Source organism: Orrella sp. JC864 (genome assembly GCF_037026685.1).
In the GTDB taxonomy this organism is placed as follows: domain Bacteria; phylum Pseudomonadota; class Gammaproteobacteria; order Burkholderiales; family Burkholderiaceae_B; genus Orrella.
Map to the genome: position 1 here is coordinate 42048 of NZ_JBANET010000015.1, position 26255 is coordinate 68302.

The following is a 26255-nucleotide window of genomic DNA, read 5'->3' on the forward strand; positions in this document are numbered from 1 at the left end:
TCATCCATGCATGGCAACGCGGCTTCCTTCCCTGGCATCCCTGCGCGCGTTCGAGGCGGCCGCGCGCCTGGGCAGCTTCAAACAGGCCGCCCACGAGCTCTCGGTCACGGCAACGGCCATCAGCCACCGCGTCCGGGTACTCGAGCAGCAGCTCGAGCGCCCGCTGTTCGTGCGCAAGGTACGGGCGGTCGAGCTGACCCCGGACGGGCGCGCCTTGTCGGCCGCCGTGCGCAGCGGCTTCGAAACCATCGCGGCCTCGATCGAGCAGATGCGCGGGCCCGGCCGGGCCCGCGTGACGCTATCGGCCACGCCCGCCTTCGCCACCAAGTGGCTGGTGCCGCGATTGGCGTCGTTCCAGGCGGCCCATCCCGGCATCGACCTGCATGTGCACGCCTCCAACGCGCCCGTGGACCTGGACGCCGGGACGGCGGACCTGGCCATCCGCTACGGCCAGGGCCCATACCCGGGCATGGCCGCGACGCTGCTGCTGCAGGACAGGTTCGCCCCGGTCGCCAGCCCTGCCCTGCGTGCCGCGGCCGGCACCGACATGGCGCAATGGCCGCTGATCCATTTCGACTGGGGGCACCGGCTGCCCGTGGACCTGAGCTGGGCCGCGTGGGCGCGGGCAGCCGGCCGCCAGCCCGCGCCCACGGACAGCGGCATCCGCTACTCCGAGGAAAGCCACGCCATCCAGGCCGCCGTCGCCGGCCAGGGGGTCGCGCTGCTGAGCCTGCTGCTGGTGCAGGAGGAACTGCGCCTGGGCCTGTTGCAGACCGTGGCCGGACCGGTCCTGCAGGGCATGGCCTATCATCTGTTGAGGCCGCGCAGCCAGGCCGCGCCCGCAGCGGCGGCCGCCGTGGACGCCGTACAGGGCTGGCTCGTGGCCCAGGCCGGCCAGCGGGCGGGCCAGGATGGGCAAGACGGCGCCGCCGGCGGCACGGCGCCTTAGGCAGGACAACCCAAGGAGGAATGCATGATGATCGAAGCGCCACGCATCTACCCGACCTTCCGCTTTCGCGACGCGGCGGCGATGATCGAATGGCTGCAGAAGGCCCTGGGCTTCACCGTCCATGCCAGGTACATGGACGGCGCAAAGGTCGCGCACGCGGAACTGGCCTTGGGCTCGTCCCTGATCATGTGTGGCGATGACCGGGACGACGCCTATGGCCAGATGGCGGGCAAGCCGTGCGCGCAGGACGGCAAGTCCGTCTACATCGCCGTGGACGACGCCGAGGCGATGTTTGCCCGCGTCCAGGCGGCCGGCGCGGCGATCGAGCAAGGCTTGACCGACCGCGACTACGGCAGCCGCGAATTCATCTGCCGCGACCCCGAAGGCAACCTGTGGTGCATAGGCACCTACTGGCCCAAAGTACCGGGCCAGCCCGACTGAAGGCGGCCCTTTCGGTACGCCTGGATTGACCGCCTACTTGTTCGGCTGGGGCGTGACCCGCAGATACGGACGCACGGCGGTGTAGCCCTTGGGAAACTTCTGCTTGATCACCTCCTCGTCCTTGAGCGAGGGCACGATGATCACGTCGTCGCCGTCCTGCCAGTTCACCGGCGTGGCCACGCTATGGCTGTCGGTCAGCTGCAGCGAGTCGATCACGCGCAGGATCTCGTTGAAGTTGCGGCCCGTGCTGGCCGGATAGGTCAGGGTCAGGCGGATCTTCTTGGCCGGATCGATGATGAACACCGAACGCACCGTGGCCGTGGCGCTGGCGTTCGGATGGATCATGTCGTAGAGCTCGGAGACCTTGCGGTCGGCGTCCGCGATGATGGGAAAGCCCACCGCGCACTGCTGCGTCTCGTTGATGTCCTCGATCCACTTCTGGTGCGAATCGGCCGGATCCACCGACAGCGCCAGCACCTTCACGTTGCGCTTGGCGAACTCGTCGGCCAGCTTGGCGGTATAGCCCAGCTCGGTCGTGCACACCGGCGTGAAATCGGCCGGATGCGAGAACAGCACGCCCCAGCTGTCGCCAAGGTATTCATGGAAGCGGATCCGGCCGACGGACGAATCCTGCTCGAAATCGGGGGCGGTATCGCCCAGGCGCAAAGTGCTCATGTTCTCTCCTTCGGTTGGACGCCCGCCCAGGGGGCGGGACGAGATGCCTTATGCCATTTTTGCAGCGATAGCGGCATCTTAATAAATAAGATTTCTATATAACCTTATGCCAGGCTGGAGCCGACCAAGGCCTGCTCCAGCGCCTCGCCCGCCGCCACCGCCGCGGCCAGCGCGCCGGCGCGCGGCAGGATGTGGCCGGCATGAAAGGCCGCCGTGGCAAGCTTGTCGGCGTAGAACGGGTCGGCCTGCCCGCCTTCGCGCAGCCGCGCCGCGCAGGCCAGCGCCGCGCGGCCCATCTGCCAGCCTCCCATGACCGTGCCCGCGAGCATCAGATAGGGCACGCTGCCGGCAAACGCCGCACGGGGATGTTCCTTGGCGTGCTCGAGAATGAACGCCACCGCCTGCCGATAAGCGGCGAGCGCCTCGGCCAGGCGGTCGGCGACCAGGGCGAACACGGCCGGGCTGTCGGAGCCGGCCCCCGCCTGGCGCAGCCGGGCCACCGTCGCGTCGATTTCCCGCGCCAGCCCCAAGGCCACCGCCCCGCCGTCGCGCAAGGTCTTGCGGCCAACCAGGTCGTTGGCCTGGATGGCGGTGGTGCCTTCGTAGATGGGCAGGATGCGCGCATCGCGATAGTGCTGCGCGGCGCCTGTCTCCTCGATGAAGCCCATGCCGCCATGCACCTGTATGCCCAGCGAGGCGACCTCGACCGCCGACTCGGTGGCATAGCCCTTGACCACGGGCACCAGGTATTCGTAGACGGCCTGGTGCATCGCCCGGGCCTGCGCATCGGGATGCAGGCGCGCCCGGTCAGCCTCGCCCGCCGCCGCGTAGGCCACCGCGCGCGAGGCCTCGGTCAGCGCGCGCATGGTCAGCAGCATGCGCTGCACGTCCGGATGGCGCACGATGGGCACCGGCGCGCTGGAGCCCTCGATGTCGCGGCCCTGGATGCGCTCGCGCGCATAGGCCAGGGCCTGCTGGGTGGCGCGCTCGGAAACCGCGATGCCCTGGATGCCGACCGCATAGCGCGCGGCGTTCATCATGATGAACATGTATTCCAGGCCGCGGTTCTCCTGGCCCACCAGGTAGCCGATGGCGCCCTCGCCCACCTCGCCCTTGCCGCTGCCGTACAGCAGCACGGCCGTGGGGCTGCCATGGATGCCCAGCTTGTGCTCGATGGAGGCACACCAGACGTCGTTGCGCTCTGCCGGCTCGCCGGCTTCGTTGAGCACGAACTTGGGCACGATGAACAGCGAAATGCCCTTGACGCCCGGCGGCGCATCGGGCGTGCGCGCCAGCACCAGGTGCACGATGTTCTGCGCCATGTCGTGCTCGCCGTAGGTGATGAAGATCTTCTGGCCCGCGATGCGATAGCTGCCGTCGGGCTGGGGCACGGCGCGCGTGGCGACCTGGGCCAGGTCCGAGCCGGCCTGCGGCTCGGTCAGGTTCATGGTGCCGGTCCAGCGGCCCTCGAGCATGGGCGCAATGTAGCGCTGCTTCTGCTCGGGCGTGCCCACCGTGAGCAGCGCCTCGATCACGCCGTCGGTCAACAGGGGGCACAAGGAGAACGACAGGCTGGCCGCGTTCAGGTTCTCGCTAGTGGCCGCGGCCAGCACCTTGGGCAGGCCCTGCCCGCCCCACTCCTGCGGATGCTGCAAGCCTTGCCAGCCGCCTTGCGCGAATTCGGCGAAGGCCTGGGCATAGCCTGGCGAGGCCGTCACCGCGCCGTCCTTCCAGACCGGCGGACGCTGGTCGCCCGCACGGTTCAAGGGAGCGATGACCTCCTGCACGAAACGGGCGTTCTCCTCGAGCACCGCATCGATCAGGTCGGTCGATATCTCCTCGTTGCCGGGCAGCGCGAGGATGTCGGAAAGCCCCGCCAGCTCGTTCAGGACGAAGCGGATGTCCTGCAAGGGCGCTTGATAGATCATCGTTGTCTCCTGCTTGGGGCGGCCCAAGGCAAAAGGGCCTGCAAACGCTTGGCTTGCAGGCCCATCGGGATCACAGCGTAACGCGCGGCCTCACAGCGCCTTGGCCAGTTCGGGCACGACCTGGAACAGGTCGCCGACCAGGCCGTAGTCGGCCACGCCGAAGATGGGCGCCTCGGGATCCTTGTTGATGGCCACGATGACCTTGGAATCCTTCATGCCCGCCAGGTGCTGGATGGCGCCCGAGACGCCCACGGCGATATACAGCTGCGGGGCCACGATCTTGCCGGTCTGGCCCACCTGCCAGTCGTTGGGCGCATAGCCGGCGTCCACCGCCGCGCGCGAGGCGCCCACGGCCGCGCCAAGCTTGTCGGCCAGCTCGTCCAGGATCTTGAAGTTCTCGGCGCTGCCCAGGCCGCGGCCGCCCGAGACCACCACGCGCGCGGCGGTCAGCTCGGGGCGGTCGCTCTTGGCCACTTCGCGGCCCACGAAGCTGGAAAGCCCCGAATCGGCCACGGCCTCGAGCGCCTGGACCTGGGCCGAACCGCCCTCGGCGGCCGCCGCATCGAAGGCGGTGCCGCGTACGGTGATCACCTTGACCGCGTCGCCCGACTGCACGGTGGCGATGGCATTGCCCGCGTAGATCGGACGCTGGAAGGTGTCGGGCGACTCGACGGCGATGATGTCCGAGATCTGCGCCACGTCCAGCCGGGCCGCCACGCGCGGCGCGACGTTCTTGCCCGAGGCGGTGGCCGGGAACAGGATATGGCTGTAGTCCTGGGCGACGGCCAGGACCTGCTCGGCCACGTTCTCGGCCAGGCCGTCGGCCAGGTGCGGCGCCTGGGCCAGCAGCACCTTGGACACGCCCGCCACCTTGGCGGCGGCCTCGGCCACGGCTTGCGCGCCGTTGCCCGCGACCAGCACGTGCACATCGCCGCCCAGGGCATGGGCGGCGGCAACGGTATTGAGGGTGGCCCCCTTGAGTTCGGCGTTGTCGTGTTCGGCGATAACCAGGGTCGTCATTCTTACACCACCTTTGCTTCGTTCTTGAGTTTGGACACCAGCTCGGCCACGTCGGCCACCTTCACGCCCGCCTTGCGCCCGGGCGGCTCGGCCACCTTGAGCGTCTTCAGGCGCGGCGTCACGTCCACGCCCAGCGCCTCGGGCGTGTGGGTGTCCAGCGGCTTTTTCTTGGCCTTCATGATGTTGGGCAGCGTCACGTAGCGCGGCTCGTTCAGGCGCAGGTCGGTCGTGATGATGGCCGGCAGCTTGAGCGAGACGGTTTCCAGCCCGCCGTCGACCTCGCGGGTGACGGTGGCCCGGCCGTCCGCCACCTCGACCTTGCTGGCAAAGGTGGCCTGCGGCCAGCCCAGCAGCGCCGCCAGCATCTGGCCGGTCTGGTTGGCGTCGTCGTCGATGGCCTGCTTGCCCAGGATCACCAGCTCGGGCTGCTCTTTCTCGACGAGCGCGCGCAGCAGCTTGGCCACGGCCAGCGGCTGCAGCTCGGCGTCGGTCTGCACCAGGATGGCGCGGTCCGCGCCGATGGCCATGGCCGTGCGCAAGGTTTCCTGGCTTTGCGCCACGCCGCACGACACCGCGACCACTTCGCTGGCCGCGCCCTTTTCCTTGAGCCGGGTGGCCTCTTCGACCGCGATCTCGTCAAAGGGATTCATCGACATCTTCACATTGGCGATGTCCATCCCGGACTGGTCCGACTTCACGCGCACTTTCACGTTGTAGTCAACGACGCGCTTGACGGGCACGAGTACCTTCATCCAGCAATCTCCTGTTATTGAATCCCGTGGGCAGGCCCAGGCGGCCCGGGCAGCATGCGCGGCGCCGGCCTGATAAATAAAACCTATCCGATTCTACAGCTTCGAGAGCGCCCTAACATGGGCCACCACGCTGCGCCCCAGGGCCGAGAGGTTGTAGCCGCCCTCGAGCAGGCTGACGATGCGCCCCTGCGCATACAGGCCGGCCAGTTCGACCAGTTGCCCGGTGATCCAGGCATAGTCGGCCTCGACCAGCCCCAGCTGGGCCATGTCGTCCTCGCGGTGCGCATCGAATCCGGCCGAGACCAGCAACAGCTCGGGCCGGTGCGCGTGCAGGCGCGGCAGCCACTGCTCCTGCACCAGCTTGCGCACGGCATTGCCGTCGGCATAGGCGGGCACCGGCACGTTGACCATGTTCGGCCCCAGCGGCGGCTCGCCCGAGTTGGGGAACAAGGGATGCTGGAACAGCCCGCACATCAGCACGCGCGGCTCGTCGGCGAACACCGCTTCGGTGCCGTTGCCGTGATGCACGTCGAAATCGACGATGGCCACGCGCGACAGGCCGTGCGCATCGAGCGCATGCCGCGCCGCGATGGCCACGTTGTTGAAGAAACAAAAGCCCATGGCCCGGTCCGGCAGCGCGTGGTGGCCCGGCGGGCGCACCGCGCAAAAGGCCGTGGCGGCCTGTCCGCCGAGCACGGCATCGACCGCCGCCACCCCTGCGCCGGCCGCGTGCAGGGCGGCCTCCAGCGAGTGCGGATTCATCAGCGTGTCCGGGTCGATCGGCCGGTAGCCCTGCGCCGGCGACTGTGCGCGCAGGTCCTGCAGATAGGCCGAATCGTGCACCCGCAGGATCTGCGTGTCGGTGGCCGCCGGCGCCTGGCGCTCGTCCAGCAGCGGCATGACCCCGCTGGCCAGAAGCTGGTCGGAGATCGCGTCCAGCCTTTGCGGGCACTCGGGATGCCAATCGCCCATTTCATGCAGGCGGCAGGCCGGATGGGTAAGATACAGGGTCTCCATAAGGATGATTATGTTCATCAGTCTGCGATTCCTGCAAATGGCCGGCATGGGCCTGATCCTGGCCGGCTGCGCAAGTACCGCCCCGCCCGCCCGTTCGGCCGGCGAATTTCCTCCTCCCGATACCCAGGCACCCGTCCGGCCGGCGCCCCCGCCCGACGCCGGCGCGCCGGCCGCGCCCAAGGTGGCCGAGCACCGCCCGGGACAAGCCGCGCAGCCGGCCGGCGCCGCCGAGACCGAAATGCGCGTGCGCGCCTATGCCGGCGAACTGGCGCGCCAGCGCGGCCTGGACGAGCAGCGCGTGCAAGCCGTGCTGGATACGGCGCGCTACAACGCCTCGGTCGTGCGCCTGATGGCCCCGCCCCGGCCCGCCGCGGACGGCAGCAAGCCGCTGCGCAGCTGGCAGGGCTACCGGCAGCGCTTCGTCGACCCCATCCGCATCCGCGGCGGCGTGCGCTTCATGCAGGACAACGCGGCGCTGCTGGCGCGCGCCGAGCAGCGCTACGGCGTGCCGGCCGCCATCATCACGGCCATCATCGGCGTGGAGACCGTCTATGGCCGCTACATGGGCAGCTTCCGATCGCTCGATGCCCTGGCCACGCTGGCCTTCGACTATCCCGATCCTTCGCGCGAAGACCGCATCAAGCTGTTTCGCGACCAGTTGGCCGACCTGGTGGAACTGGCGCTGGCCGGCGAGGTGGATCCGCATGTGCAAGGCTCGCATGCCGGCGCCATCGGCCTGCCGCAATTCATGCCCGGCAGCATCAAGCGCTACGCCGTGGACGGCGACGGCGACGGGCGCATCGACCTGGTCAACAGCACGGCCGACGCCATCATGTCGGTGGCCAACTTCCTGATCGAGCACGGCTGGCAGCCGGGCCTGCCGGTGTTCGCGCCGGTGCAGCTGCCGCCGCAGGCCGGCGCGCTGGTCGATGGCGGCATCACGCCCACGCGCGACTGGCAGAACCTGGCGGCCGCCGGGGCGCGCTCGCGCCAGGACGGCAGGCAGCCCTGGCAGGACGCGCCGCTGGGGGTGGTCGATCTGGCCGACGAGCCCACCGGCACCGTGCAGTACCGCACCGGCACGCCCAATTTTTTTGCGCTGACGCACTACAACCGCAGCTATTTCTACGCCAGCTCGGTGGCCGACCTGGCCGAGGCGCTGCTGCAGGCCGAGGCCGCGTTGGCGCAACGCCCGGCCGGCGCCGCCGGCCCGGCTCAGGCCGGGTCGAACACGCCGGTCGAAAGATAGCGGTCGCCGCGGTCGCAGACGATGAAGACGATGGTGGCGTCGCGCACGCGTTCGGCCACGCGCAAGGCGGCGATCAAGGCGCCGGCCGACGAAATGCCGGCGAATATGCCTTCTTCGGCGGCCAGGCGCCGGGCCATTTCCTCGGCCTGGGCCTGCTCGATGGCCTCGAAGGCATCGACCAGGCCGGGATCGTAGATCTTGGGCAGGTAAGCCTCGGGCCACTTGCGGATGCCGGGAATCTGCGAGCCTTCGGCCGGCTGCGCGCCCACCACCTGGATGGCCGGGTTCTGCGACTTCAGGTAGCGCGCCACGCCCATGATGGTGCCGGTCGTGCCCATGGCGCTGACGAAATGGGTAAGCTGCCCGTCGGTCTGGCGCCAGATCTCGGGCCCGGTGCCCTCCAGATGCGCCACCGGATTGTCCGGGTTGGCGAACTGGTCCAGCACCTTGCCCTTGCCTTCGGCCTGCATGCGCGTGGCCAGGTCGCGGGCATACTCCATGCCGCCCTGGTCGGCCGGGGTAAGGATCAGCTCGGCGCCATAGGCGGTCATGGCGGCGCGGCGCTCGACCGAAAGATTGTCGGGCATGATCAGGATCATGCGGTAGCCGCGCATGGCGGCCGTCATGGCCAGCGCGATGCCGGTATTGCCGCTGGTGGCCTCGATCAGCGTATCGCCCGGGCGGATGTCGCCGCGCGCCTCGGCCCGGCGGATCATGGACAGCGCCGGCCGGTCCTTGACCGAACCGGCCGGATTGTTGCCTTCGAGCTTGGCCAGCACGACATTGCCGCGCGGCGCGCCGGCCTGGCCGGGCAGGCGCTGCAGGCGTACCAAGGGCGTGTTGCCGACGGTATCTTCCAGGGTGGGATAGTTCTTCATGCGCCCGATATTACATGGCGCATCCCGCGACCGGAACAATTCCCGGCCCGCCCGGCAGGCTTTCAGCCCGGCGCCTGGCTGGCCGGCGCTGCGCGGCAAACTACTTTTTTCCCGTGACGGCCTTCACCAACGCGGCGACAGGAAGTCCAAGGAATATAGCCACCATCCAAGGGCTACGATCCTCGACCATCGCCCAGGTGCCGCCAACGACGCAACCGATGGCCACCAGCCAACCCAGGATAAGACCGATGCGATCATTCCAGATGGTTCCGGAGATACGCTTGTTTTCTATCTCGAGCTGACGCTCCCGGGCCAGGGAATCGCTTTTCTGGCCGTCGGACTCAAGCTTGCGCCGGTGCGCCGCCTGATCCTGCGCCATCTGCATGATGATCGCTGCCGCTCCGGGGACCAGATCGTCATAGCGACGCAAGGTCTGGGGGTCCGGAAGGGGCCACGGTGATGCTGGAGGGTTATTTGCCCCTCGGCCTGCGGCCGTTGCTCCTGGCGCCGTTGCGCAGAAGGCTCAGGACGCCTTGGAACGGGTCTTGCCATATTTCGCAACGGCTGCGTCTATGTCCTTGCCGGTCTGCACCCAATCGTTGCGCAAGGCTTCGCTGGCGCTCTTTGCGGGTTCACGCAAAGGCTGAACGTCGATTCTCGCGGGAGCGGGTATCGTCGCAGGAGAGTAGAGGGTCAGCGCGCCGGCCAGACCGCGCACGAACCCTCGGCGAAAGCGCTTGAAGTTCACGTTTTGGGGATCATTCATAGCCAAGCCTCCGGGAAGGCGGGAGCTGCTTTTTCCACGCTTTTTTCCGTCAAACCAGGCGGTTTTTACCCGGTAAAGGTTAACAGATTTCCGGGTTTTTACTATGTCGGCGCGTCTTTTTCGGGTCCTCTATCTGCCCTATCCAATGGACAGGACAGGGGGTATCGCCTCTCATCGCGCCCCCCCTCCGGCTGGCCAAGCCTAGCGAGAAAGCGCTATCGCTTGGCTGCGCTGTCCCGTTTGGTGCCTGCCGGGTGCGCGGCGGCCGGTAAGCCGCCCACCGTCAGCCCAGCCGCCTGCAAGGCCTGCAGGCGCTTGGGGCCGAGCCCCCGTATGCGCTCGCCCAGGTCCTCCAGCGAATCGTAGGGGCCCGCGCGCTGGCGCTCGGCCACGATTAGGCCGGCCATTTTGGGGCCAATGCCCTTGAGGGCTAGAAGCTGCTCGGCGCTGGCCGCATTCACGTCCAGCGCCCACGCAGGCACGCTGCCGGCCAGTCCCAGCGCCAGCGCCACGCAGCCGGCCTGGCGCCGCAACCTGCTGCCGGCTGCCGCCCTGCCGGCGGCAGGCCCGGCCTTCGTCGGACGCCATGGCAAGCGCCGGCACAGCGCCAACGGGCGGGCCACGGTGCAATGCAAAAAGGGATTCATGCGCGATCTCCTGGAAGAACGCCGGCAGTCCCCTGACCGCCGGCATGTCCAGATGATGCGCAATCGCCGTGCCCGCGTGGGCCCCAAGCGCCGCAAACGTCCTTGCGCGGAACTACGGACGCGTGTCTTCGCCGGTGGCCAGCAGCCATTGGCGCACGTATTCGGCCACCCCGGTGGCCACGTCGCGCATGGGCGCCTGGAAACCCGCTTCGCGCAGGCGCGTGACGTCGGCCTGCGTGTAGCTCTGGTAGCGCCCCTTGAGGTCCTCGGGAAACGGGATGTAGTGGATCAGTCCGCGCTCGACCAGCTGCGCCAGCGTGAGCGTCTCCTTGCCGCGCGCCTCGCGCAGGGTATTGACCACGGCCATCGCCACGTCGTTGAAAGGCTGGGCCCGTCCGGTGCCGCAGTTGAAGATGCCCGAGACCTGCGGGTTGTCCAGGAAATGCAGGTTGACGGCCACCACGTCCTCGACCGAGATGAAGTCGCGGCTTTGCCCGCCGTCCTCGTAGCCGTCCCAGCCGCCGAACAGGCGCACATGGCCGTCGGCCAGGAACTGGTTCATGTTGTGAAAGGCCACCGAGGCCATGCGGCCCTTGTGCTGCTCGTGCGGGCCGTAGACGTTGAAATAGCGCAGGCCCACCGCCTGGGCCGCCAGCCCTTGCGCCATGCGCGCGCGCAGCACCTGGTCGAACAGCAGCTTGGAGTAGCCGTAGACGTTCAGCGGCCGCTCGTTGGCCGGATGCTCGGCGTAGACGGGGCCGGCGCCGTAGACGGCGGCCGACGAGGCGTAGATGAAGGGGATGCCCTGCGCCTGGCAGTATTCGAACAGCTCCAGCGTGACGCGATAGTTGTTGTCCATCATGTAGCGCCCGTTACGCTCGGTGGTGTCCGAGCAGGCGCCCTGGTGCAGCACCGCATCGATCCTGGGCAGCCGGCCTTCGGCCACGCGGCGGCGGAAATCGTCGCGATCCAGGTAGTCGGCGACCTGCCCTGCGGCCAGGTTGACGAACTTGTCCCCGTCGCTCAGGTCGTCGACGGCCAGGATGTCGTTGCGGCCCCGCCGGTTCAGGCCCAGGACAAGGTTGCTGCCAATGAAGCCGGCGGCGCCGGTGACCACGATCATGAGAGTTCTCCTGCGGTAACGATGGAGGTGCCCAGCTTGCCGACCACGATGCCGCCGGCCCGGTTGGCCCAGCGCATCGCGGCCGACCAATCCAGCCCCGCCGCGCGCATCACCGCCAGCGTGGCCAGCACCGTGTCGCCGGCGCCGGAAACGTCGAACACCTCGTGGGCCTGCGCATCGACGTGATCGCGCCCGGCCTCGGTGAATAAGGTCATGCCCTGCTCGGACCGCGTCACCAGCAAGGCCTGCAGGTCCAGCTCGTGACGCAGCGCCTGGGCGCGCTGCTGCAACTGCTCTTCGCTGGACCACGAGCCCACCGCCTGCCGCATCTCGGCGCGGTTGGGCGTGACCAGCGTAGCGCCGCGATAGCGGCCATAGTCCTCGCCCTTGGGATCGACCAGCACCGGCACGCCGGCCTGGCGCGCCCGGGCGATCAAGCCCTGGACCCGCGCCAGCGCGCCCTTGGCGTAATCGGAGACGACCAGCACGTCGTGCTGCCCGAGCAGGCGGTCGAAGGCCGCGTCCAACGCATCGAGCGCCGCGCCGCCCGGGGTCTGCTCGAAATCGACCCGCAGCAATTGCTGCTGGCGGCCCAGCACGCGCATCTTGAGCGTGGTCGGGCCCGGATCGGTGGACAGCTCGGCCGCGATGCCGGCCTCGGCCAGCATCGCGCGCACGTGGCGGGCGGGCTCGTCGTCGCCGACCACGCCCAGCAGGCTGGCCTGCGCGCCCAGGGCAACGACGTTGCGCGCGACGTTGGCCGCGCCGCCCAGGCGGTCTTCCCGCCGGGCCACGCGCACCACCGGCACGGGCGCCTCGGGCGAAATCCGCTCGACCTCGCCGAACCAGTAGCGGTCCAGCATGACGTCGCCGATCACCAGCACGCGCGCGCGCGCCACCGCATCAAAAGGGAAAGCCGTCATTGCAGTTCTTCCAACCGGCGCGGCCGGTAGGTTTCCCAGGCGTTGCAGCCCGGGCATTGCCAATAGTAGCGCCGCGCCTGGAAACCGCAGGCCCGGCAGGCATAGCGGTCCAGCCGCTGCGTGTGCTTGTGGATCAGGGTGCGCAGCAGGGCCAGGTCGGCGCCCGGCACCGGGCTCTCCTGCTTGCCCTCGGGCGGGCTGCTTGCCAGCTCGGCCTCGAGCAGGCGGTCCAGTCCCAGCAGCGAGGGATGCTGGCGCAAGGCCGCGCGGGCAAAGGACCAGGCCGGCCCGGCCCCTTCCTGCACGCGCAGCTCGCGGAACACCACGTTGAACAGGTCCAGCGAAGGATGCTTGTGGTACTGCCCCAGCAGCAGCGCCAGCCCTTCTTCCTGCTGGCCAGCCTGCCGGTAGTTGTTCAGCAACGGCTCGGCGGCCAGGCCGGAGAATTCGGGGCATGCCGACAGGACGGCCTCCAGGTGCATGCGCTCGCCCTTGGGATTGCCTTCGAGCGCGGCCAGGCGCGCGCGCAGCAGCGCCACGCGCACGCTGGAGGCCTGGCTTTGCGCGCCGGCGCCCGCGCCGCTGGACTTCATGGCGTGCTCGGCGGCCTCCAGCGCGGCCTGGGCCTGTTCGGTATCGGGCGGGGTGGCCGCCAGCGCGGCCTGCGCCTGCTCGCAGTGATAATGCACGCGCTGCGGGACAGGCTCGTCCACCAGCTGGCGCAGCGTCTTGACCGATTCGATGGCGCGCTGCCAGTCGTGTTCGGATTCGTAGATGCGGATCAGGGCGCGCAAGGCCGGCAAGGCATAGCGGGTGTCCTTGAGCTTCTCGAAGGCCTCTTCGGCCCGGTCCAGCATGCCGGCCTTCAGGTAATCCTGCGCCAGTTCGTGCTGGGCGTGCTCGCGCTGGGCCTGCGGCAGGTCGGCGCGCGAGAGCAGGCTCAAGTGCACGCGGATGGCGCGCTCCATTTCGCCGCGGCGCCGGAACAGGCTGCCCAGCGCGAAATGCAGCTCGGTGGTTTCGGGATCGAGCTTGGCGACTTCGACGAAGGTGTCGATGGCGCGGTCGGGCTGCTCGTTGAGCAGGAAGTTCAGCCCCTTGAAATAGGAATCGGGCAGGTTGCGGTTCTCCGACAGCATCTGCCGGATGTCCACGCGCGCGGCGATCCAGCCCAGGCCAAACAGCAGGGGCACGAAGATCAACCACCAAGGTTCAAAATCCACGATCGGGCTCGCTAGTGCAAATCAAGACGGGGCCTTGCGCGCCGGCCGGGCAGGCCGCGCGGGCAGGCGGGATGCGCGCCGCGCCGCCCGGCGGCGCTGGGCGGGCGCGCGCCAGGCCGGACGCGATCAGAGCGGCGACATCGGGGCCACGGCCTCGGGCGCCACCGGCGCCTGCTGGCCCGGCGGCAGGGCGGCGGCCTGCAGGCGCTCGACCTCGCGGCGCAGCCGCGCGGCTTCGCGGCGCCGGCGCAGCGCGGCCGGCACGGTCAGCAGCAGGCCAAAGAGCGCTCCCAGCACGAACACGCCGAGCATGACCACGATCAGGGGCACGTCCTGCAAGGCATAGTCGCCGTAGAAGTTGACCGCGACCACATGGGTGTTTTTTAAGGCGAACAGCAGTACGGCTATGAAAACCAGCAGGCGCAGGGCCCAGATGAAATAGCGCATGATGAACGCTCCGATACGTCGAGAGGGTGATTGTAATGCGGGGGGACGCATGGGCCGCCTTTTTGCTGCGCAGCGGCAAACGGCGAAAAAAAGCCGTTCCGGCAGGAACGGCTTGGGGGAACAGAACAGCTCGATGCAAGAGCCTGGAACCGGACGGGCGGCCGCAGCCGCCCGCGCTCAGGCCGACAGGCGTCCGTCGATGGCATCGGCCGGGTCTTCGGCATAGGCCGAAGCCGGGGCCGGCGAACCGCCCGGCCCGCCGCCGCCCAGATCCACCTTCTCGCGCAACTCCTTGCCGGCCTTGAAATGCGGCACCTGCTTGCCAGGCACCAGCACCCGCTCGCCGGACTTCGGATTGCGTCCGATGCGCGGCGAGCGCTGCGACAGGGAGAAGCTGCCAAAACCGCGGATCTCGATGCGCTGGCCCGCGGCCAGGGCCTGGGTCATGGCATCGAGCACGGTCTTGACCGCGTAGTCGGTGTCGCGGGCGGCCAGCTGCGGATAGCGGGCTGCCAACGCGGCGATCAGTTCCGACTTGGTCACCGCCTTAACCGTCGTTGCGCTGCTGGTCCAGCTTGGCCTTCAGCAGCGCGCCCAGGTTGGTCGTACCGGAAGAAGCGCTGGCATCGGACATGCGCTGGATGGTTTCGGCGGTCTCGGCGTTGTCGCGAGCCTTGATCGAGAGCTGGATCGAACGCGTCTTGCGATCGACGTTGATGATCATCGCCTCGATGTTCTCGCCCGCGCTGAGCACGGTGCTGGCGTCTTCGACACGGCCGGCCGAGATCTCGGAGGCACGCAGGTAGCCCTCGACATCGACCGACAGGGTCACGACCGCGCCCTTGGGCTCGACCGACTTGACCACGCCAGGCACCACGGCGCCCTTCTCGTAGGTGGCCACGAAGTTGTTGAAGGGATCGCCCTCGAGCTGCTTGATGCCCAGCGAGATGCGTTCCTTCTCGACGTCGATGCCCAGCACCACGGCCTCGACTTCGTCGCCCTTCTTGAAGTTGCGCACGGCCTCTTCGCCCGATTCGGACCAGGACAGGTCCGACAGGTGCACCAGGCCGTCGATGCCGCCTTGCAGGCCGACGAACACGCCGAAGTCGGTGATCGACTTGATGGCGCCGCGCACCTTGTCGCCACGCTTGAAGTTGGTGGAGAACTCTTCCCAGGGATTCTGGCGGCACTGCTTCATGCCCAGCGAGATGCGGCGGCGATCCTCGTCGATTTCCAGGACCATGACCTCGACTTCCTCGCCCAGGGTCACGACCTTGCGCGGATCGACGTTCTTGTTGGTCCAGTCCATCTCGGAGACGTGCACCAGGCCTTCGATGCCGGCCTCGACCTCGACGAAGGCGCCGTAGTCGGTCAGGTTGGTGACCTTGCCGAACAGGCGGGTGCCTTGCGGATAGCGGCGGGCCAGGCCGACCCAGGGGTCTTCGCCCAGCTGCTTGACGCCCAGCGAGACGCGGCTCTTTTCCTGGTCGAACTTGAGCACCTTGGCTTCGACTTCCTGGCCCACCTGCAGGACTTCGGAGGGGTGGCGGACACGGCGCCAGGCCATGTCGGTGATGTGCAGCAGGCCATCGATGCCGCCCAGGTCGACGAACGCGCCGTAGTCGGTGATGTTCTTGACCACGCCCTTGACCACCGCGCCTTCGTGCAGGGTCTCGAGCAGCTTCTGGCGCTCTTCGCCCATGCTGGCCTCGAGCACGGCGCGGCGCGACAGCACCACGTTGTTGCGCTTGCGGTCGAGCTTGATGACCTTGAATTCGAGGGTCTTGCCTTCGTACGGGGTCGTGTCCTTGACCGGACGCAGGTCGACCAGCGAGCCGGGCAGGAAGGCGCGGATGCCGTTGGTCATGACGGTCAGGCCGCCCTTGACCTTGCCGGTGATGGTGCCGGTGACCAGTTCGTTGTTGTCCAGCGATTGCTCGAGCGAGAGCCAGGCCGACAGGCGCTTGGCGCGATCGCGCGAGAGGATGGTGTCGCCGTAGCCGTTCTCGAGCGAGTCGATCGCCACCGACACGAAGTCGCCGGGTTGGACTTCCAGCTCGCCCTGGTCGTTCAGGAACTCTTCCAGGGGAATGAGGGCTTCGGACTTCAGGCCCGCGTTGACGACGACGAAATTGTGGTCGATCCGCACCACTTCGGCGCTGATGACCTCACCGGACTTCATGTCCTGGTTCTTGATGCTTTCTGCAAACAGATCGGCAAAGCTTTCGCCGCCGGTTTGAACGGAGGTAGACATTAAATAGCGTCCAAGAGCCCCGCGGGGCTCGGTAGCACGCCCGATCAGACGGCGCAGGGCCGCTCGGGCGGAGTTTCACAAACCTCGAAACGCAAGGCCGGCGCGGCCGGGCGGATCAAGGACGGGGGTTGTCGCGCAGGACCTTGTCCCAGAGATCCAGGATGGCCTGCACGGTTTGCTCGGCGCTCAAGTCCGAGGAATCGAGCACCGTGGCGTCTTGGGCCGGGACCAGCGGCGCCACCGAACGGCTGGCATCGCGTGCGTCCCGCTCACGCATATCGCGTAAAAGATCGTCTAAATTAGCAGAAATTCCCTTTTCGATCAACTGCTTACAACGGCGCTGCGCACGCGCCTGGACGGCGGCGTCCAGAAAGACCTTCAGGCGGGCGTCCGGAAAAACCACCGTGCCCATGTCGCGGCCATCGGCCACCAGCCCCGGCGCCAGGCGGAAAGCGCGCTGGCGCGCCAGCAGGGCCTGGCGCACCGCGGGCAGCGCGGCCACGCGCGAGGCGCGGTTGCCGACCTCTTCCTGGCGGATGGCTGCGCTGACTTCCTGGCCTTCGAGGAAAATCTCGCCGGCGGCAAAGCGCACGTCCAGGTTGCGGGCCGCCTGGGCCAGCGCGGGCTCGTCGTCCAGGGGGATCTTCTGCAGGAAGGAGGCCAGCGCGGTCAGGCGGTACAGTGCTCCCGAATCGAGCACGTGCCAGCCCAGGGCCTGCGCCACCCCGTGGGCCACCGTGCCCTTGCCCGAGGCGGTGGGGCCGTCGATCGCGATGACGGGAACGTCGGTGATGCTCATGGGCTGGCCTGCGTGCTGCGCGCCGCGGTATCCGGCCCGTGGACCAGGCCCGCATACACGTCGAAGTAATCGGGAAAGGTCTTGGCCACGCAGCCCGGATCGAGGATGCGCACTGCCGCCGGTCCGAAGGCGGCCAGCGAGAAGCACATGGCCATGCGGTGGTCGTCCCAGGTGCCGATGTGCGCATCGCGCCAGGCGCCGGGGGCCGGGGGCGTGACGCGCAGCCAGTCCGCCCCGCTTTCCACCTGCGCGCCCAGCTTGGCCAGCTCGGTCTGCATGGCGTGGATGCGGTCGGTCTCCTTGACGCGCCAGCTGCCGATGTTGCGCAGCCGGCAAGGGCCGTCGGCATACAGGGCCAGGGCCGCGGCGGTCATGGCCGCATCGGGGATCAGGTTGAAATCGGCGTCGAAGGCCGCGAGCCTGCCGCCCTCGGCCACGCGCACGCCGCTGGCCTGGATCCAGTCGGGCCCGCGTTCGATGCGCGCGCCCATGGCCTGCAGCGTATCGGCAAAGGCGATATCGCCCTGGATGCTGTCGGCGCCCGCGCCGGTCACGCGCACCGGCCCGCCGCCGATGGCGCCCAGGGCCAGGAAATAGGAAGCCGACGAGGCATCGCCCTCGACCTGGATGAGCCCGGGCGCGACGTAGGCGCTGCCGGCCGGCACCACGAAACGCTGCCAGCCCTCGCGCCGCACCGTGACGCCGAAGCGGGCCATCAGGTTCAGGGTGATCTCGATGTAGGGCTTGGAGATCAGTTCGCCAGCGACCTCGATCACCAGCGGGCGCGCCGTGCCGGCCAGCGCCAGCGGCGCGGCCATCAGCAGTGCCGTCAGGAACTGGCTGGAAACGTTGCCTTGCACCTGCACCGCGCGCTCGGCCAGCCGGCCCATCGGGCCGATGGCCAGCGGCGGATAGCCGGGATTGCCCAGGTAGTCGATTTGCGCGCCCAGGTCGCGCAAGGCCTGGACCAGGTCGCCGATGGGCCGCTCGTGCATGCGCGGCACGCCCGAGAGGCGATACTGCCCGCCCATCAATGCCAGGGCGGCAGTCATCGAACGAAAGGCGGTGCCGGCATTGCCCAGGAACAGCTCGGCCTGGCGCTCGGGGAAGCGGCCCACGCCGCGCACCACCAGCGTGCCGTCGTCCTGCGGTTCGAGCGGCACGCCCAGCTTGGCCAGCCCATCGAGCATGACGCGCGTGTCGTCAGAGGCCAGCAGCCCCTGGATGCGCGTGGTGCCCTGCGCCAGCGCCGCCAGCAGCAGCACGCGGTTGGAGATGCTCTTGGAGCCCGGCAGCGCCACCGTGCCGCGCGCCACGCGCGCCGGGGGCAAGTCCAGATAGGGTTGGCCAGCCATCAGTCGTCCTCGGGGCGCCACTGGGCACGCGCCTGCGCAGCCAGCGCCAGCCATTGCTGCAGGGCCTGGCCGTCCTCGGCGAGCAGGGCCTGCTCGGCGCGGTCCATCACCTGCCGCAGCGCGCCCAGCTCGCGCAGCATGGCGGTCTTGTTTGAAATGAAGATGTCGCGCCACATCTCGGGCGATCCCGCGGCGATGCGGGTGAAATCGCGAAAGCCGCTGCCGGCCAGCTGCAGGCGCCGCTGGGCGTCGTCCGACAGCGCCACCTGCGCCATGTAGGCGGCCGCCAGCCAGTGCGGCAGGTGGCTGACCGAGGCGAACACGGCATCGTGCTCGGCCGCGGACATCTGCCGCACCCGCGCGCCGCAGGCCTGCCAGGCGCGCGCGACCTGCTCGATGCGCGCCGCCGGGTTCTGCGGCAGCGGCGTCAGGATCACGTCGCGGCCGCGGTACAGCCCGGCCTGGGCCGCCGCCGGCCCGCTGGCGTGCGAGCCGGCGATCGGATGGCCGGGCACGAATTGCGCGGCCAGTTCGCCCAGCGCCTGGCAAGCCTGGGCCGCCACGATCTCCTTGGTGCTGCCCGCATCGGTGATCGTCGTGCCCGGGCCGATCACCGGACGCAAGGCGCGCAGCGCCGGCGCCAGCGCCGAGACGGGCGTGGCCAGCAGGATCAGGTCGGCGGTGCGGCCGGCCTGCTCTATCGACACGGCCTGGTCGATCAGGCCCAGCGCCTGGGCGGCCTGCAGCGCCTGCGGCTGGCGGCCCACTCCCAGCACCTTGCCGACCTGGCCCGCGGCGCGCAGCGCCGCGGCGAACGAGCCGCCGATCAGGCCCACGCCCACCACGGCCAGCACCGGGATCGCCGGCGTGGCGCCCGGGGCTTGCGTCGGGGAAGTGGGGCTTGCCTGCGCCATGCCGTTATTGCGCCGGATAGGAGCCGAGCACCTTGAAAAAGGCGACCTGCGACTCCAGCGCGGACAAGGCGCGCGCCACCGGCGGATCGTCGCGATGGCCCAGCACGTCCACGTAGAAGAAGTATTCCCAGTGCCCGGTGCGCGCCGGGCGCGACTCGAAGCGCGTCATCGACACGCCGTTGGCCGCCAGCGGCGCCAGCATCTCGTAGACGGCGCCGGCGCGGTTGTTGACCGCCAGGATCAGGCTGGTCTTGTCGCGCCCGGTCGGCAAGGTGTCGATCTTGCCCAGCGCCAGGAAGCGCGTGCGGTTGTGCGGATCGTCCTGGATGCCCGCGGCCACGATCTCCAGTTGCCAGGAGCGCGCCGCGGCATCGCCGGCGATGGCCGCCACGGTGGGATCCTGCGAGGCCAGCTTGGCCGCCTCGGCATTGCTGGAGACCGCCTCGCGCTCGAGCGTGGGATAGAGCCGCCCCAGCCAGCCCTGGCATTGGGCCAGCGCCTGGGGATGCGCCAGCACGCGCGTCACGCCGTCCATGGTGCCGCTTTGCGTCATCAGGCAATGGCGCACCTCGATCGAGCGCTCGCCCAGGATGCGCAGCGGCGAGCCCAGCAACAGGTCCAGCGTGCGGTTGACCGCGCCCTCTGTGGAGTTCTCGACCGGCACCATGCCCACGTCGGCCTGGCCGGCCTCGACCACGCGAAACACTTCGTCGAAGGAAGGACACTGCAGGCCCTGCACCGCATGGCCGAACTGCTCGAAGGCGGCCTGCTCGGAAAACGAGCCCTGCGGACCCAGGTAGGCCACGGTCAGGACGCGTTCGAGCCCCCGGCAGGCCGAGATGATCTCGGTCCAGACCGCCGCGATGGCCTCGGGCGGAAAGGGCTCGCCGCGCTTGTCGGCCTGCAGGCGGCGGATCACCTGGGCCTCGCGTTCGGGCCGCAGCACCGGGCCGTCGGCGTTGGCCGCGTGCTTGACCTCGCCCACTTCCTGGGCGGTGCGGGCGCGCTCGGCCAGCAGTTCGAGTATCTGCGCATCCAGCCTGTCGATGCGCTCGCGCAGCGGCGTCAGTTTGGCAAGCAGGGACTCATCCATGAGTGCGCTCGAACTCCTTCATGTAGTCGACCAGGGCCTGCACGCCGGCCAGCGGCAAGGCGTTGTAGATCGAGGCGCGCATGCCGCCCACGCTCTTGTGGCCCTTGAGCTGGTGGAGCCCGGCGCGCTCGGCGCCTTCCAGAAAGGCGGCGTCCAGGCGCTTGTCGGCCAGCACGAACGGCACGTTCATGCGCGAACGCACCGGCGCATGGATGGGGTTGGCGTAGAAGGAGGAGCGGTCCAGCAAGCCGTACAGCAAGTCGGCCTTGGCGATGTTCTGCGCCTCGATGGCGGCCAGGCCACCCTGGGCCAGCAGCCACTTGTACACCAGGCCCGCGATGTAGATGGCGTAGGTGGGCGGCGTGTTGAAACGCGAATGCTCGGCGGCCACGTTGGCGTAGTCGAAGGCCGAGGGGCAGATGGGCAACGCATGGCCCAGCAGGTCGCGCCGCACCACCACCACGGTCACGCCGGCCGGGCCGGCGTTTTTCTGCGCCCCCGCATACATCATGCCGACGCGGCGCACGTCCATGGGGCGGGACAGGAAATGCGACGAGGCATCGACCACCAGGGGCACGCCGGGCGCGCCCAGGCTGGCCGGGTCCGGCCAGTCCATGAATTCGACGCCGCCGATGGTCTCGTTGCTGCACAGGTGCAGATAGGCCGAGCCGGGCCGCACGTGCCAGTCGCCGGCCGGCGGCACCCACGTCCAGGGCGCCTGCTCGCGGCCGTCGAGCACCGTGGCCGCTCCCGAGGAAGCCGCCACCTGCACGTCGCCGTAACGGGCGGCCTCCTTGTGCGAACGCGCGGACCAGTGTCCCGTCAGCACGTAGTCGGCGGCATGGGCGCCGCCGCGGCCGATCAGGTTCATGGGCACGATGGCGTTCTCGGCGCTGGCCCCGCCCTGCATGAACAGCACCGCGTAGTCTTCGGGCACCTGCAGCAGGCTGCGCAGGTCGGCTTCGGCCTCGTCGCAGATCTGGATGAACTGCTTGCCGCGATGGCTCATCTCCATCACCGACATGCCGCAGCCATGCCAATCGAGCATCTCCTGCGCGGCCTGCCGCAGCACGGGCTCGGGCAGCACCGAAGGCCCGGCAGAAAAATTCCAGGGGCGGCTCATGGATCAGGACTCCTGGGGAGCATCCGGCGAGGCGCCCTCGCCGTCGGAAGCCGGCTCGGCGTCCTGTCCGGCGGCATCCGGGGCATCGCCGCCGGACGGGTCGTCGCCGGCGATCGCCTGGCCGTTGTCGGTTTCGTCCGCGTCGCTCTCGACCACGCGGCGCACGCCGGACAGGCGGCTGCCGTCGTCCACGCTGATGAGCGTGACGCCTTGCGTGGCGCGACCCATCTCGCGGATCTCGGCCACCCGGGTGCGCACCAGCACGCCGCTGGTGGTGATGAGCATGATCTCGTCCGAAGGCATCACCAGCACGGCGCCCACCACCTTGCCGTTGCGGGCGGTGGTCTGGATGGCGATCATGCCCTTGGTGCCGCGGCCGTGGCGCGTGTATTCGGTGATGGGGGTGCGCTTGCCATAGCCGTTCTCGGTGGCGGTCAGCACGCTTTGCGATTCGTCGCCGGCCACCAGCAGCGCGATCACGCTTTGCGACTCTTCCAGCATCATGCCGCGCACGCCGCGCGCGTTGCGGCCCATGGGCCGCACGTCGTTCTCGTCAAAGCGCACCGCCTTGCCCGAGTCGGAGAACAGCATCACGTCGTGCTTGCCGTCGGTCAGGTCCGCGCCGATCAGGTAGTCGCCCTCGTCCAGGTCCACGGCGATGATGCCGGCCTTGCGCGGGTTGGAGAAATCCGAGAGCGGGGTCTTCTTGACCGTGCCGCGCGAAGTCGCCATGAAGACGTAGTGGTCTTCGCTGAATTCCTTGACCGGCAGCACCACGGTGATCTTCTCGCCGTCGGCCAGCGGGAACATGTTGACGATGGGCCGGCCGCGCGAATTGCGCGTGCCTTGCGGCACTTCCCACACCTTGAGCCAGTAGACCCGGCCCCGGTCGGAGAAGCACAGCAGGTAATCGTGCGTATTGGCGATGAACAGCTGGTCGACCCAGTCGTTCTCCTTCATGGCGGTGGCCTGCTTGCCGCGGCCGCCGCGGCGCTGGGCGCGGTACTCGGACAGGGGCTGGCTCTTGACGTAGCCGCCCGCCGACAGGGTCACCACCATGTCCAGCGGCGTGATCAGGTCTTCGGTATCGAGCTCGGTGGCGTTGATCTCGATGTGCGAGCGGCGCGCATCCTTGCCATTGGCGGTGAACTCGGTCTTGATGGCCTGCAGTTCATCGCTGATGATGGTGGTGATGCGCTCGGGCCGCGACAGGATGTCGAGCAGGTCGGCGATGTTGGCCATCACTTCCTTGTACTCGCCCACGATCTTGTCCTGCTCCAGGCCGGTCAGGCGCTGCAGGCGCATGTTAAGGATTTCCTGCGCCTGGCCGTCGCTCAGCCGGTAGCTGCCGTCGGCTTGCAGGCCGTAGCCCTCGGGCAGGCTGTCGGGCCGGTAGGCCGCGCGCCCGCCCGGGGTGTCGCCATCGGCGCGCGTGAGCATCTCGCGCACCAGCGAGGAATCCCAGTCGCGGGCCATCAGTTCCTGGCGCGCCACCGGCGGGGTGGGCGCGGCCTTGATGATGGCGATGAAATCGTCGATGTTGGCCAGCGCCACCGCCAGGCCTTCGAGCACGTGGCCGCGCTCGCGCGCGCGGCGCAGCTGGAACACGGTGCGGCGGGTGACCACCTCGCGGCGATGCTGCAGGAAATACTGCACCATCTGCTTGAGGTTGAGCAGGCGCGGCTGGCCGTCGACCAGGGCCACCAGGTTCATGCCGAAGGTGTCCTGCAGCTGCGTGTGCTTGTACAGGTTGTTGAGCACCACCTCGGGCACTTCACCGCGCTTGAGCTCGATGACCAGGCGCATGCCTTCCTTGTCCGACTCGTCGCGGATGTCGGAGATGCCCTCGATCTTCTTTTCGTTGACCAGTTCGGCGATGCGCTCTTGCAGCGTCTTCTTGTTGACCTGGTAGGGCAGCTCGTCGACCACGATGGCCTGGCGATTGCCGCGCTCCATGTCCTCGAAGTGGGTCTTGGCCCGCATGACCAGGCGCCCGCGGCCGGTGCGATAGCCCTCGCGCACGCCGCTCATGCCGTAGATGATGCCGCCGGTGGGGAAATCGGGCGCAGGTATCAGCTCGATCAGCTCGTCCACCGAGCATTCGGGATTGCGCAGGCAATACAGGCAGCCGTCCACCACTTCGGCCAGGTTGTGCGGCGGAATGTTGGTGGCCATGCCCACCGCGATGCCCGAACTGCCGTTGACCAGCAGGTTGGGCAGCCGCGAGGGCAACAGCAGCGGCTCGCTTTCGCTGCCGTCGTAGTTCGGCCCGAAGTCGACCGTCTCCTGGTCGATGTCGGCCAGCAGTTCGTGGGCGATCTTGGCCAGGCGGATTTCGGTATAACGCATGGCCGCGGCGTTGTCGCCGTCGATCGAGCCGAAGTTGCCCTGCCCATCGACCAGCATGTAGCGCAGCGAGAAGTCCTGCGCCATGCGCACGATGGTGTCGTAGACGGATTGGTCGCCGTGGGGATGGTATTTACCGATGACGTCACCGACGATACGCGCCGATTTCTTGTATGCCCGGTTCCAGTCGTTGTTCAGTTCGTGCATCGCATACAGCACGCGCCGGTGCACGGGCTTCAAGCCGTCGCGCACGTCCGGCAGGGCACGGCCCACGATCACGCTCATGGCGTAATCGAGGTAGCTGCGGCGCATTTCTTCTTCCAACGAAATTGGAAGCGTTTCCTTGGCGAAGGAATCCATAGGGCAAGCGTCTTTCTATATATATAGAGGGCGGACCCGTTGCCGGGTAAACGGCAGATTCTATCACCGCCCCTTGGAGCGTCCCCGGGGCGTGCGCGGCCGGCCGCGCACGCTTGCCCTGCCGCGCGGCGTGCGCGCGGGCGCGGGCGCGCGTGATGGGATCGCGCGCGCGATATCGGCGCGATATCCGAAAAAACCGTTCAAGCGCGCGCTTTTCAAAGCAGGAAAAAACATGACAAAAGGTACGCTTGGCCCCTGTTGTCAAAAACCAACAAGGAACTCCACCGATCGATGTAAATACAGACATCCAATGCCTGCGCGCCTCTTGAGGGGGTCCAAACTTCAGCAAATGCCTTAAGATTGTTTCCAGCACGCAGGAAACCCAGGCGGCTGTCCTATGAACACCTTCCAGGCGTTGCTATACTGGCCCCGTTTCCTGGCATATGCGGCGGGGGTTCGCTGCGAGTCACTTATCCAGCTTCAAGCTCAACGAGGAGAAACATGAACAAGCCCTCCAAATTCGCTCTGGCGCTTGCCTTTGCCGCCGTGACGGCGTCGGGTGCAGTCTCGGCCCAGTCCTATCCTGAAGTGGTCGACAACTGGCGCAGCGCTTTCGGTGATGTCTGGAAGAACGGCACCAACGAACTCTGCTGGCGCAATGCTTTCTGGACCCCCGCCACCGGCATCCCCGGCTGCGACGGCGTGCCTGTCGCCCAGGCCCCCGCCCCCGCTCCGGCGCCGGCGCCCACCCCGACGGCCAGCAAGGTCGTGTTCAACGCCGATACCTTCTTCGACTTTGACCGCGACACGCTCAAGCCCGAAGGCCGCCAACTGCTGGATCAAGTCGTGCAGCAAGTCAACGGCATCAACCTCGAAACCATCATCGCCGTCGGCCACACCGACTGGACCGGTCCCGAGGCTTACAACCAGGGCCTGTCCGAGCGCCGTGCCGCTTCGGTCAAAAACTACCTGGTTTCGCGCGGCATCGACCCGAACCGCATCTACACGGAAGGCAAGGGCGAACTCGAGCCCATCGCCGACAACCGTACCCGCGAAGGCCGTGCCCAGAACCGTCGCGTGGAAATCGAAATCGTCGGCACCCGCCGCTGATCTCGTGCAGCACGCGTAGCCGGCCCGCCAAACGGACCGGCTACAATCAAAGGCCTCGCCCAGCGAGGCCTTTTTTTTATCACGCCAAGGAAGGGCCACCATGACAGCATCCGCGCAGGCATCCGACACGGGCCACAACGTCGACCCGGCCGAGCTGGAGAAATTCAGCGCCCTGGCCTCGCGCTGGTGGGATCCCACCAGCGAGTTCAAGCCGTTGCACGCCATCAACCCGCTGCGGCTGGGATGGATCCGCGAGATGGCCGGCGACCTTGCCGGCAAGCAGGTCCTGGACGTGGGCTGCGGCGGCGGCATCCTGGCCGAAAGCATGGCAGTGGCCGGCGCGCAGGTCACGGGCATCGACCTGGCCCACAAATCGCTGCAGGTGGCCCGCCTGCACGGGCTGGAATCCGGCGTGAAGGTCGACTACCAGGCCATCAGCGCCGAGGACATGGCCGCACAGCACCCCGGGCGCTTTGACGTGGTCACCTGCATGGAAATGCTCGAGCACGTGCCCAACCCCGCTTCCGTGGTGGCCGCATGCGCGGCCTTGGCCAAGCCGGGCGGCTGGGTGTTCTTCTCCACCCTGAACCGCAATCCCAAGTCCTTCCTGTTCGCCATCGTGGGCGCCGAATACGTGCTGCGGCTGCTGCCGCGCGGCACCCATAGCTACGAGAACTTCATCAAGCCCAGCGAGCTGGCCCACAGCGCGCGCCAGGCCGGCCTGGAACCGGTGGCGCTGCGCGGCCTGGAATACAACCCGCTCAGCCAGCGCTACAAGCTGTCCGGCGACACCTCGGTGAACTACCTGATGGCGGCCCGGCGATGAAAAATAGCCCCCACGCTGCGCCTGCGGCTTGCTGCCC

25 protein-coding genes and 1 pseudogene are annotated in these 26255 nt (G+C 68.3%); 5 read left to right on the plus strand and 21 right to left on the minus strand.

The window, feature by feature from the left end; genetic code table 11:
- Window positions 1-10 precede the first annotated feature (10 nt).
- Window positions 11-949 (plus strand): LysR substrate-binding domain-containing protein, encoded by a 939-nt coding sequence (locus V8Z80_RS14325; protein WP_155197071.1) that lies wholly within the window; start codon window positions 11-13, stop codon window positions 947-949.
- Between the two features lie 24 nt (window positions 950-973).
- On the plus strand, window positions 974-1390 hold the full coding sequence (locus V8Z80_RS14330; protein ID WP_336062449.1) for a VOC family protein: 417 nt from the start codon (window positions 974-976) through the stop codon (window positions 1388-1390).
- 33 nt (window positions 1391-1423) lie between these two features.
- Here V8Z80_RS14330 and V8Z80_RS14335 read toward each other — a convergent pair whose 3' ends face one another.
- The 5 genes from V8Z80_RS14335 to V8Z80_RS14355 all read right to left on the minus strand — a co-directional run bounded on the left by V8Z80_RS14335 (window position 1424) and on the right by V8Z80_RS14355 (window position 6782).
- The gene (locus V8Z80_RS14335) at window positions 1424-2065 is read right to left on the minus strand and encodes a peroxiredoxin (protein WP_336062451.1); all 642 of its coding nucleotides are present in this window, start codon (window positions 2063-2065) and stop codon (window positions 1424-1426) included.
- 104 nt (window positions 2066-2169) lie between these two features.
- Window positions 2170-3993, minus strand: coding sequence for an acyl-CoA dehydrogenase (locus tag V8Z80_RS14340; RefSeq protein ID WP_336062453.1), 1824 nt, complete (start codon window positions 3991-3993; stop codon window positions 2170-2172).
- A gap of 90 nt (window positions 3994-4083) precedes the next feature.
- Entirely contained in the window at window positions 4084-5013 is a 930-nt protein-coding gene (locus V8Z80_RS14345; RefSeq protein WP_155196793.1) for an electron transfer flavoprotein subunit alpha/FixB family protein, read from the minus strand.
- A gap of 2 nt (window positions 5014-5015) precedes the next feature.
- Complete coding sequence (locus V8Z80_RS14350; protein WP_336062454.1) at window positions 5016-5765, minus strand: electron transfer flavoprotein subunit beta/FixA family protein; 750 nt, start codon at window positions 5763-5765, stop codon at window positions 5016-5018.
- Between the two features lie 93 nt (window positions 5766-5858).
- Window positions 5859-6782: a histone deacetylase family protein gene (locus V8Z80_RS14355; RefSeq protein ID WP_155196797.1), complete on the minus strand. Its 924-nt coding sequence runs from the start codon at window positions 6780-6782 to the stop codon at window positions 5859-5861.
- Window positions 6783-6792: 10 nt separating this feature from the next.
- Here V8Z80_RS14355 and mltB point away from each other — a divergent pair, with 10 nt between their 5' ends.
- Complete coding sequence (gene mltB / locus V8Z80_RS14360; protein ID WP_336062456.1) at window positions 6793-8031, plus strand: lytic murein transglycosylase B; 1239 nt, start codon at window positions 6793-6795, stop codon at window positions 8029-8031.
- Here mltB and cysM read toward each other — a convergent pair.
- The 16 genes and pseudogenes from cysM to gyrA form a co-directional block, all read right to left on the minus strand.
- The gene (gene cysM, locus V8Z80_RS14365) at window positions 7998-8909 is read right to left on the minus strand and encodes a cysteine synthase CysM (RefSeq protein ID WP_336062458.1); all 912 of its coding nucleotides are present in this window, start codon (window positions 8907-8909) and stop codon (window positions 7998-8000) included. The two genes, mltB and cysM, sit on opposite strands and share 34 nt — an antisense overlap.
- Before the next feature lie 100 nt (window positions 8910-9009).
- Window positions 9010-9342 (minus strand): annotated as a pseudogene (locus V8Z80_RS14370) (DUF2335 domain-containing protein); the annotation flags it as partial.
- A 90-nt stretch (window positions 9343-9432) separates the two neighbouring features.
- On the minus strand, window positions 9433-9675 hold the full coding sequence (locus tag V8Z80_RS14375) for a hypothetical protein (protein ID WP_155196788.1): 243 nt from the start codon (window positions 9673-9675) through the stop codon (window positions 9433-9435).
- 215 nt (window positions 9676-9890) lie between these two features.
- Window positions 9891-10322 (minus strand): helix-hairpin-helix domain-containing protein, encoded by a 432-nt coding sequence (locus V8Z80_RS14380; RefSeq protein WP_155196787.1) that lies wholly within the window; start codon window positions 10320-10322, stop codon window positions 9891-9893.
- A gap of 112 nt (window positions 10323-10434) precedes the next feature.
- Window positions 10435-11445 carry an ADP-glyceromanno-heptose 6-epimerase gene (rfaD, locus tag V8Z80_RS14385; protein ID WP_155196786.1) on the minus strand — a complete coding sequence of 337 codons (1011 nt, stop codon included), beginning with the start codon at window positions 11443-11445 and terminating at the stop codon, window positions 10435-10437.
- Complete coding sequence (gene rfaE1, locus V8Z80_RS14390) at window positions 11442-12368, minus strand: D-glycero-beta-D-manno-heptose-7-phosphate kinase (protein WP_336062461.1); 927 nt, start codon at window positions 12366-12368, stop codon at window positions 11442-11444. Before rfaE1 ends, rfaD begins: the two co-directional genes overlap by 4 nt.
- Window positions 12365-13591: a lipopolysaccharide assembly protein LapB gene (lapB, locus tag V8Z80_RS14395; RefSeq protein ID WP_336062462.1), complete on the minus strand. Its 1227-nt coding sequence runs from the start codon at window positions 13589-13591 to the stop codon at window positions 12365-12367. Before lapB ends, rfaE1 begins: the two co-directional genes overlap by 4 nt.
- Before the next feature lie 126 nt (window positions 13592-13717).
- A complete protein-coding gene (locus V8Z80_RS14400; protein WP_155196784.1) occupies window positions 13718-14038 on the minus strand; it encodes a LapA family protein in 321 nt (106 codons plus the stop codon).
- Window positions 14039-14215: 177 nt separating this feature from the next.
- The gene (locus tag V8Z80_RS14405; RefSeq protein ID WP_336062464.1) at window positions 14216-14581 is read right to left on the minus strand and encodes an integration host factor subunit beta; all 366 of its coding nucleotides are present in this window, start codon (window positions 14579-14581) and stop codon (window positions 14216-14218) included.
- Between the two features lie 4 nt (window positions 14582-14585).
- Window positions 14586-16292 carry a 30S ribosomal protein S1 gene (gene rpsA, locus V8Z80_RS14410; protein ID WP_155196783.1) on the minus strand — a complete coding sequence of 569 codons (1707 nt, stop codon included), beginning with the start codon at window positions 16290-16292 and terminating at the stop codon, window positions 14586-14588.
- Window positions 16293-16407: 115 nt separating this feature from the next.
- A complete protein-coding gene (gene cmk / locus V8Z80_RS14415) occupies window positions 16408-17091 on the minus strand; it encodes a (d)CMP kinase (RefSeq protein ID WP_155196782.1) in 684 nt (227 codons plus the stop codon).
- Entirely contained in the window at window positions 17088-18446 is a 1359-nt protein-coding gene (aroA, locus tag V8Z80_RS14420; RefSeq protein ID WP_155196781.1) for a 3-phosphoshikimate 1-carboxyvinyltransferase, read from the minus strand. The genes cmk and aroA overlap by 4 nt, the downstream gene beginning before the upstream one ends.
- Window positions 18446-19360: a prephenate dehydrogenase/arogenate dehydrogenase family protein gene (locus V8Z80_RS14425; RefSeq protein WP_155196780.1), complete on the minus strand. Its 915-nt coding sequence runs from the start codon at window positions 19358-19360 to the stop codon at window positions 18446-18448. Before V8Z80_RS14425 ends, aroA begins: the two co-directional genes overlap by 1 nt.
- Before the next feature lie 4 nt (window positions 19361-19364).
- A complete protein-coding gene (pheA, locus tag V8Z80_RS14430; protein WP_155196779.1) occupies window positions 19365-20453 on the minus strand; it encodes a prephenate dehydratase in 1089 nt (362 codons plus the stop codon).
- Complete coding sequence (gene serC / locus V8Z80_RS14435) at window positions 20446-21576, minus strand: 3-phosphoserine/phosphohydroxythreonine transaminase (protein ID WP_155196778.1); 1131 nt, start codon at window positions 21574-21576, stop codon at window positions 20446-20448. The genes pheA and serC overlap by 8 nt, the downstream gene beginning before the upstream one ends.
- Before the next feature lie 3 nt (window positions 21577-21579).
- Entirely contained in the window at window positions 21580-24282 is a 2703-nt protein-coding gene (gyrA, locus tag V8Z80_RS14440) for a DNA gyrase subunit A (protein WP_155196777.1), read from the minus strand.
- A gap of 501 nt (window positions 24283-24783) precedes the next feature.
- On the opposite strand from gyrA, the gene ompA reads away from it, so the two are divergent.
- Together ompA and ubiG are read left to right on the plus strand one after the other, a co-directional pair.
- The gene (ompA, locus tag V8Z80_RS14445) at window positions 24784-25392 is read left to right on the plus strand and encodes an outer membrane protein OmpA (RefSeq protein ID WP_155196776.1); all 609 of its coding nucleotides are present in this window, start codon (window positions 24784-24786) and stop codon (window positions 25390-25392) included.
- A 100-nt stretch (window positions 25393-25492) separates the two neighbouring features.
- Window positions 25493-26218 carry a bifunctional 2-polyprenyl-6-hydroxyphenol methylase/3-demethylubiquinol 3-O-methyltransferase UbiG gene (gene ubiG, locus V8Z80_RS14450; protein WP_336062468.1) on the plus strand — a complete coding sequence of 242 codons (726 nt, stop codon included), beginning with the start codon at window positions 25493-25495 and terminating at the stop codon, window positions 26216-26218.
- Window positions 26219-26255 lie beyond the last annotated feature (37 nt).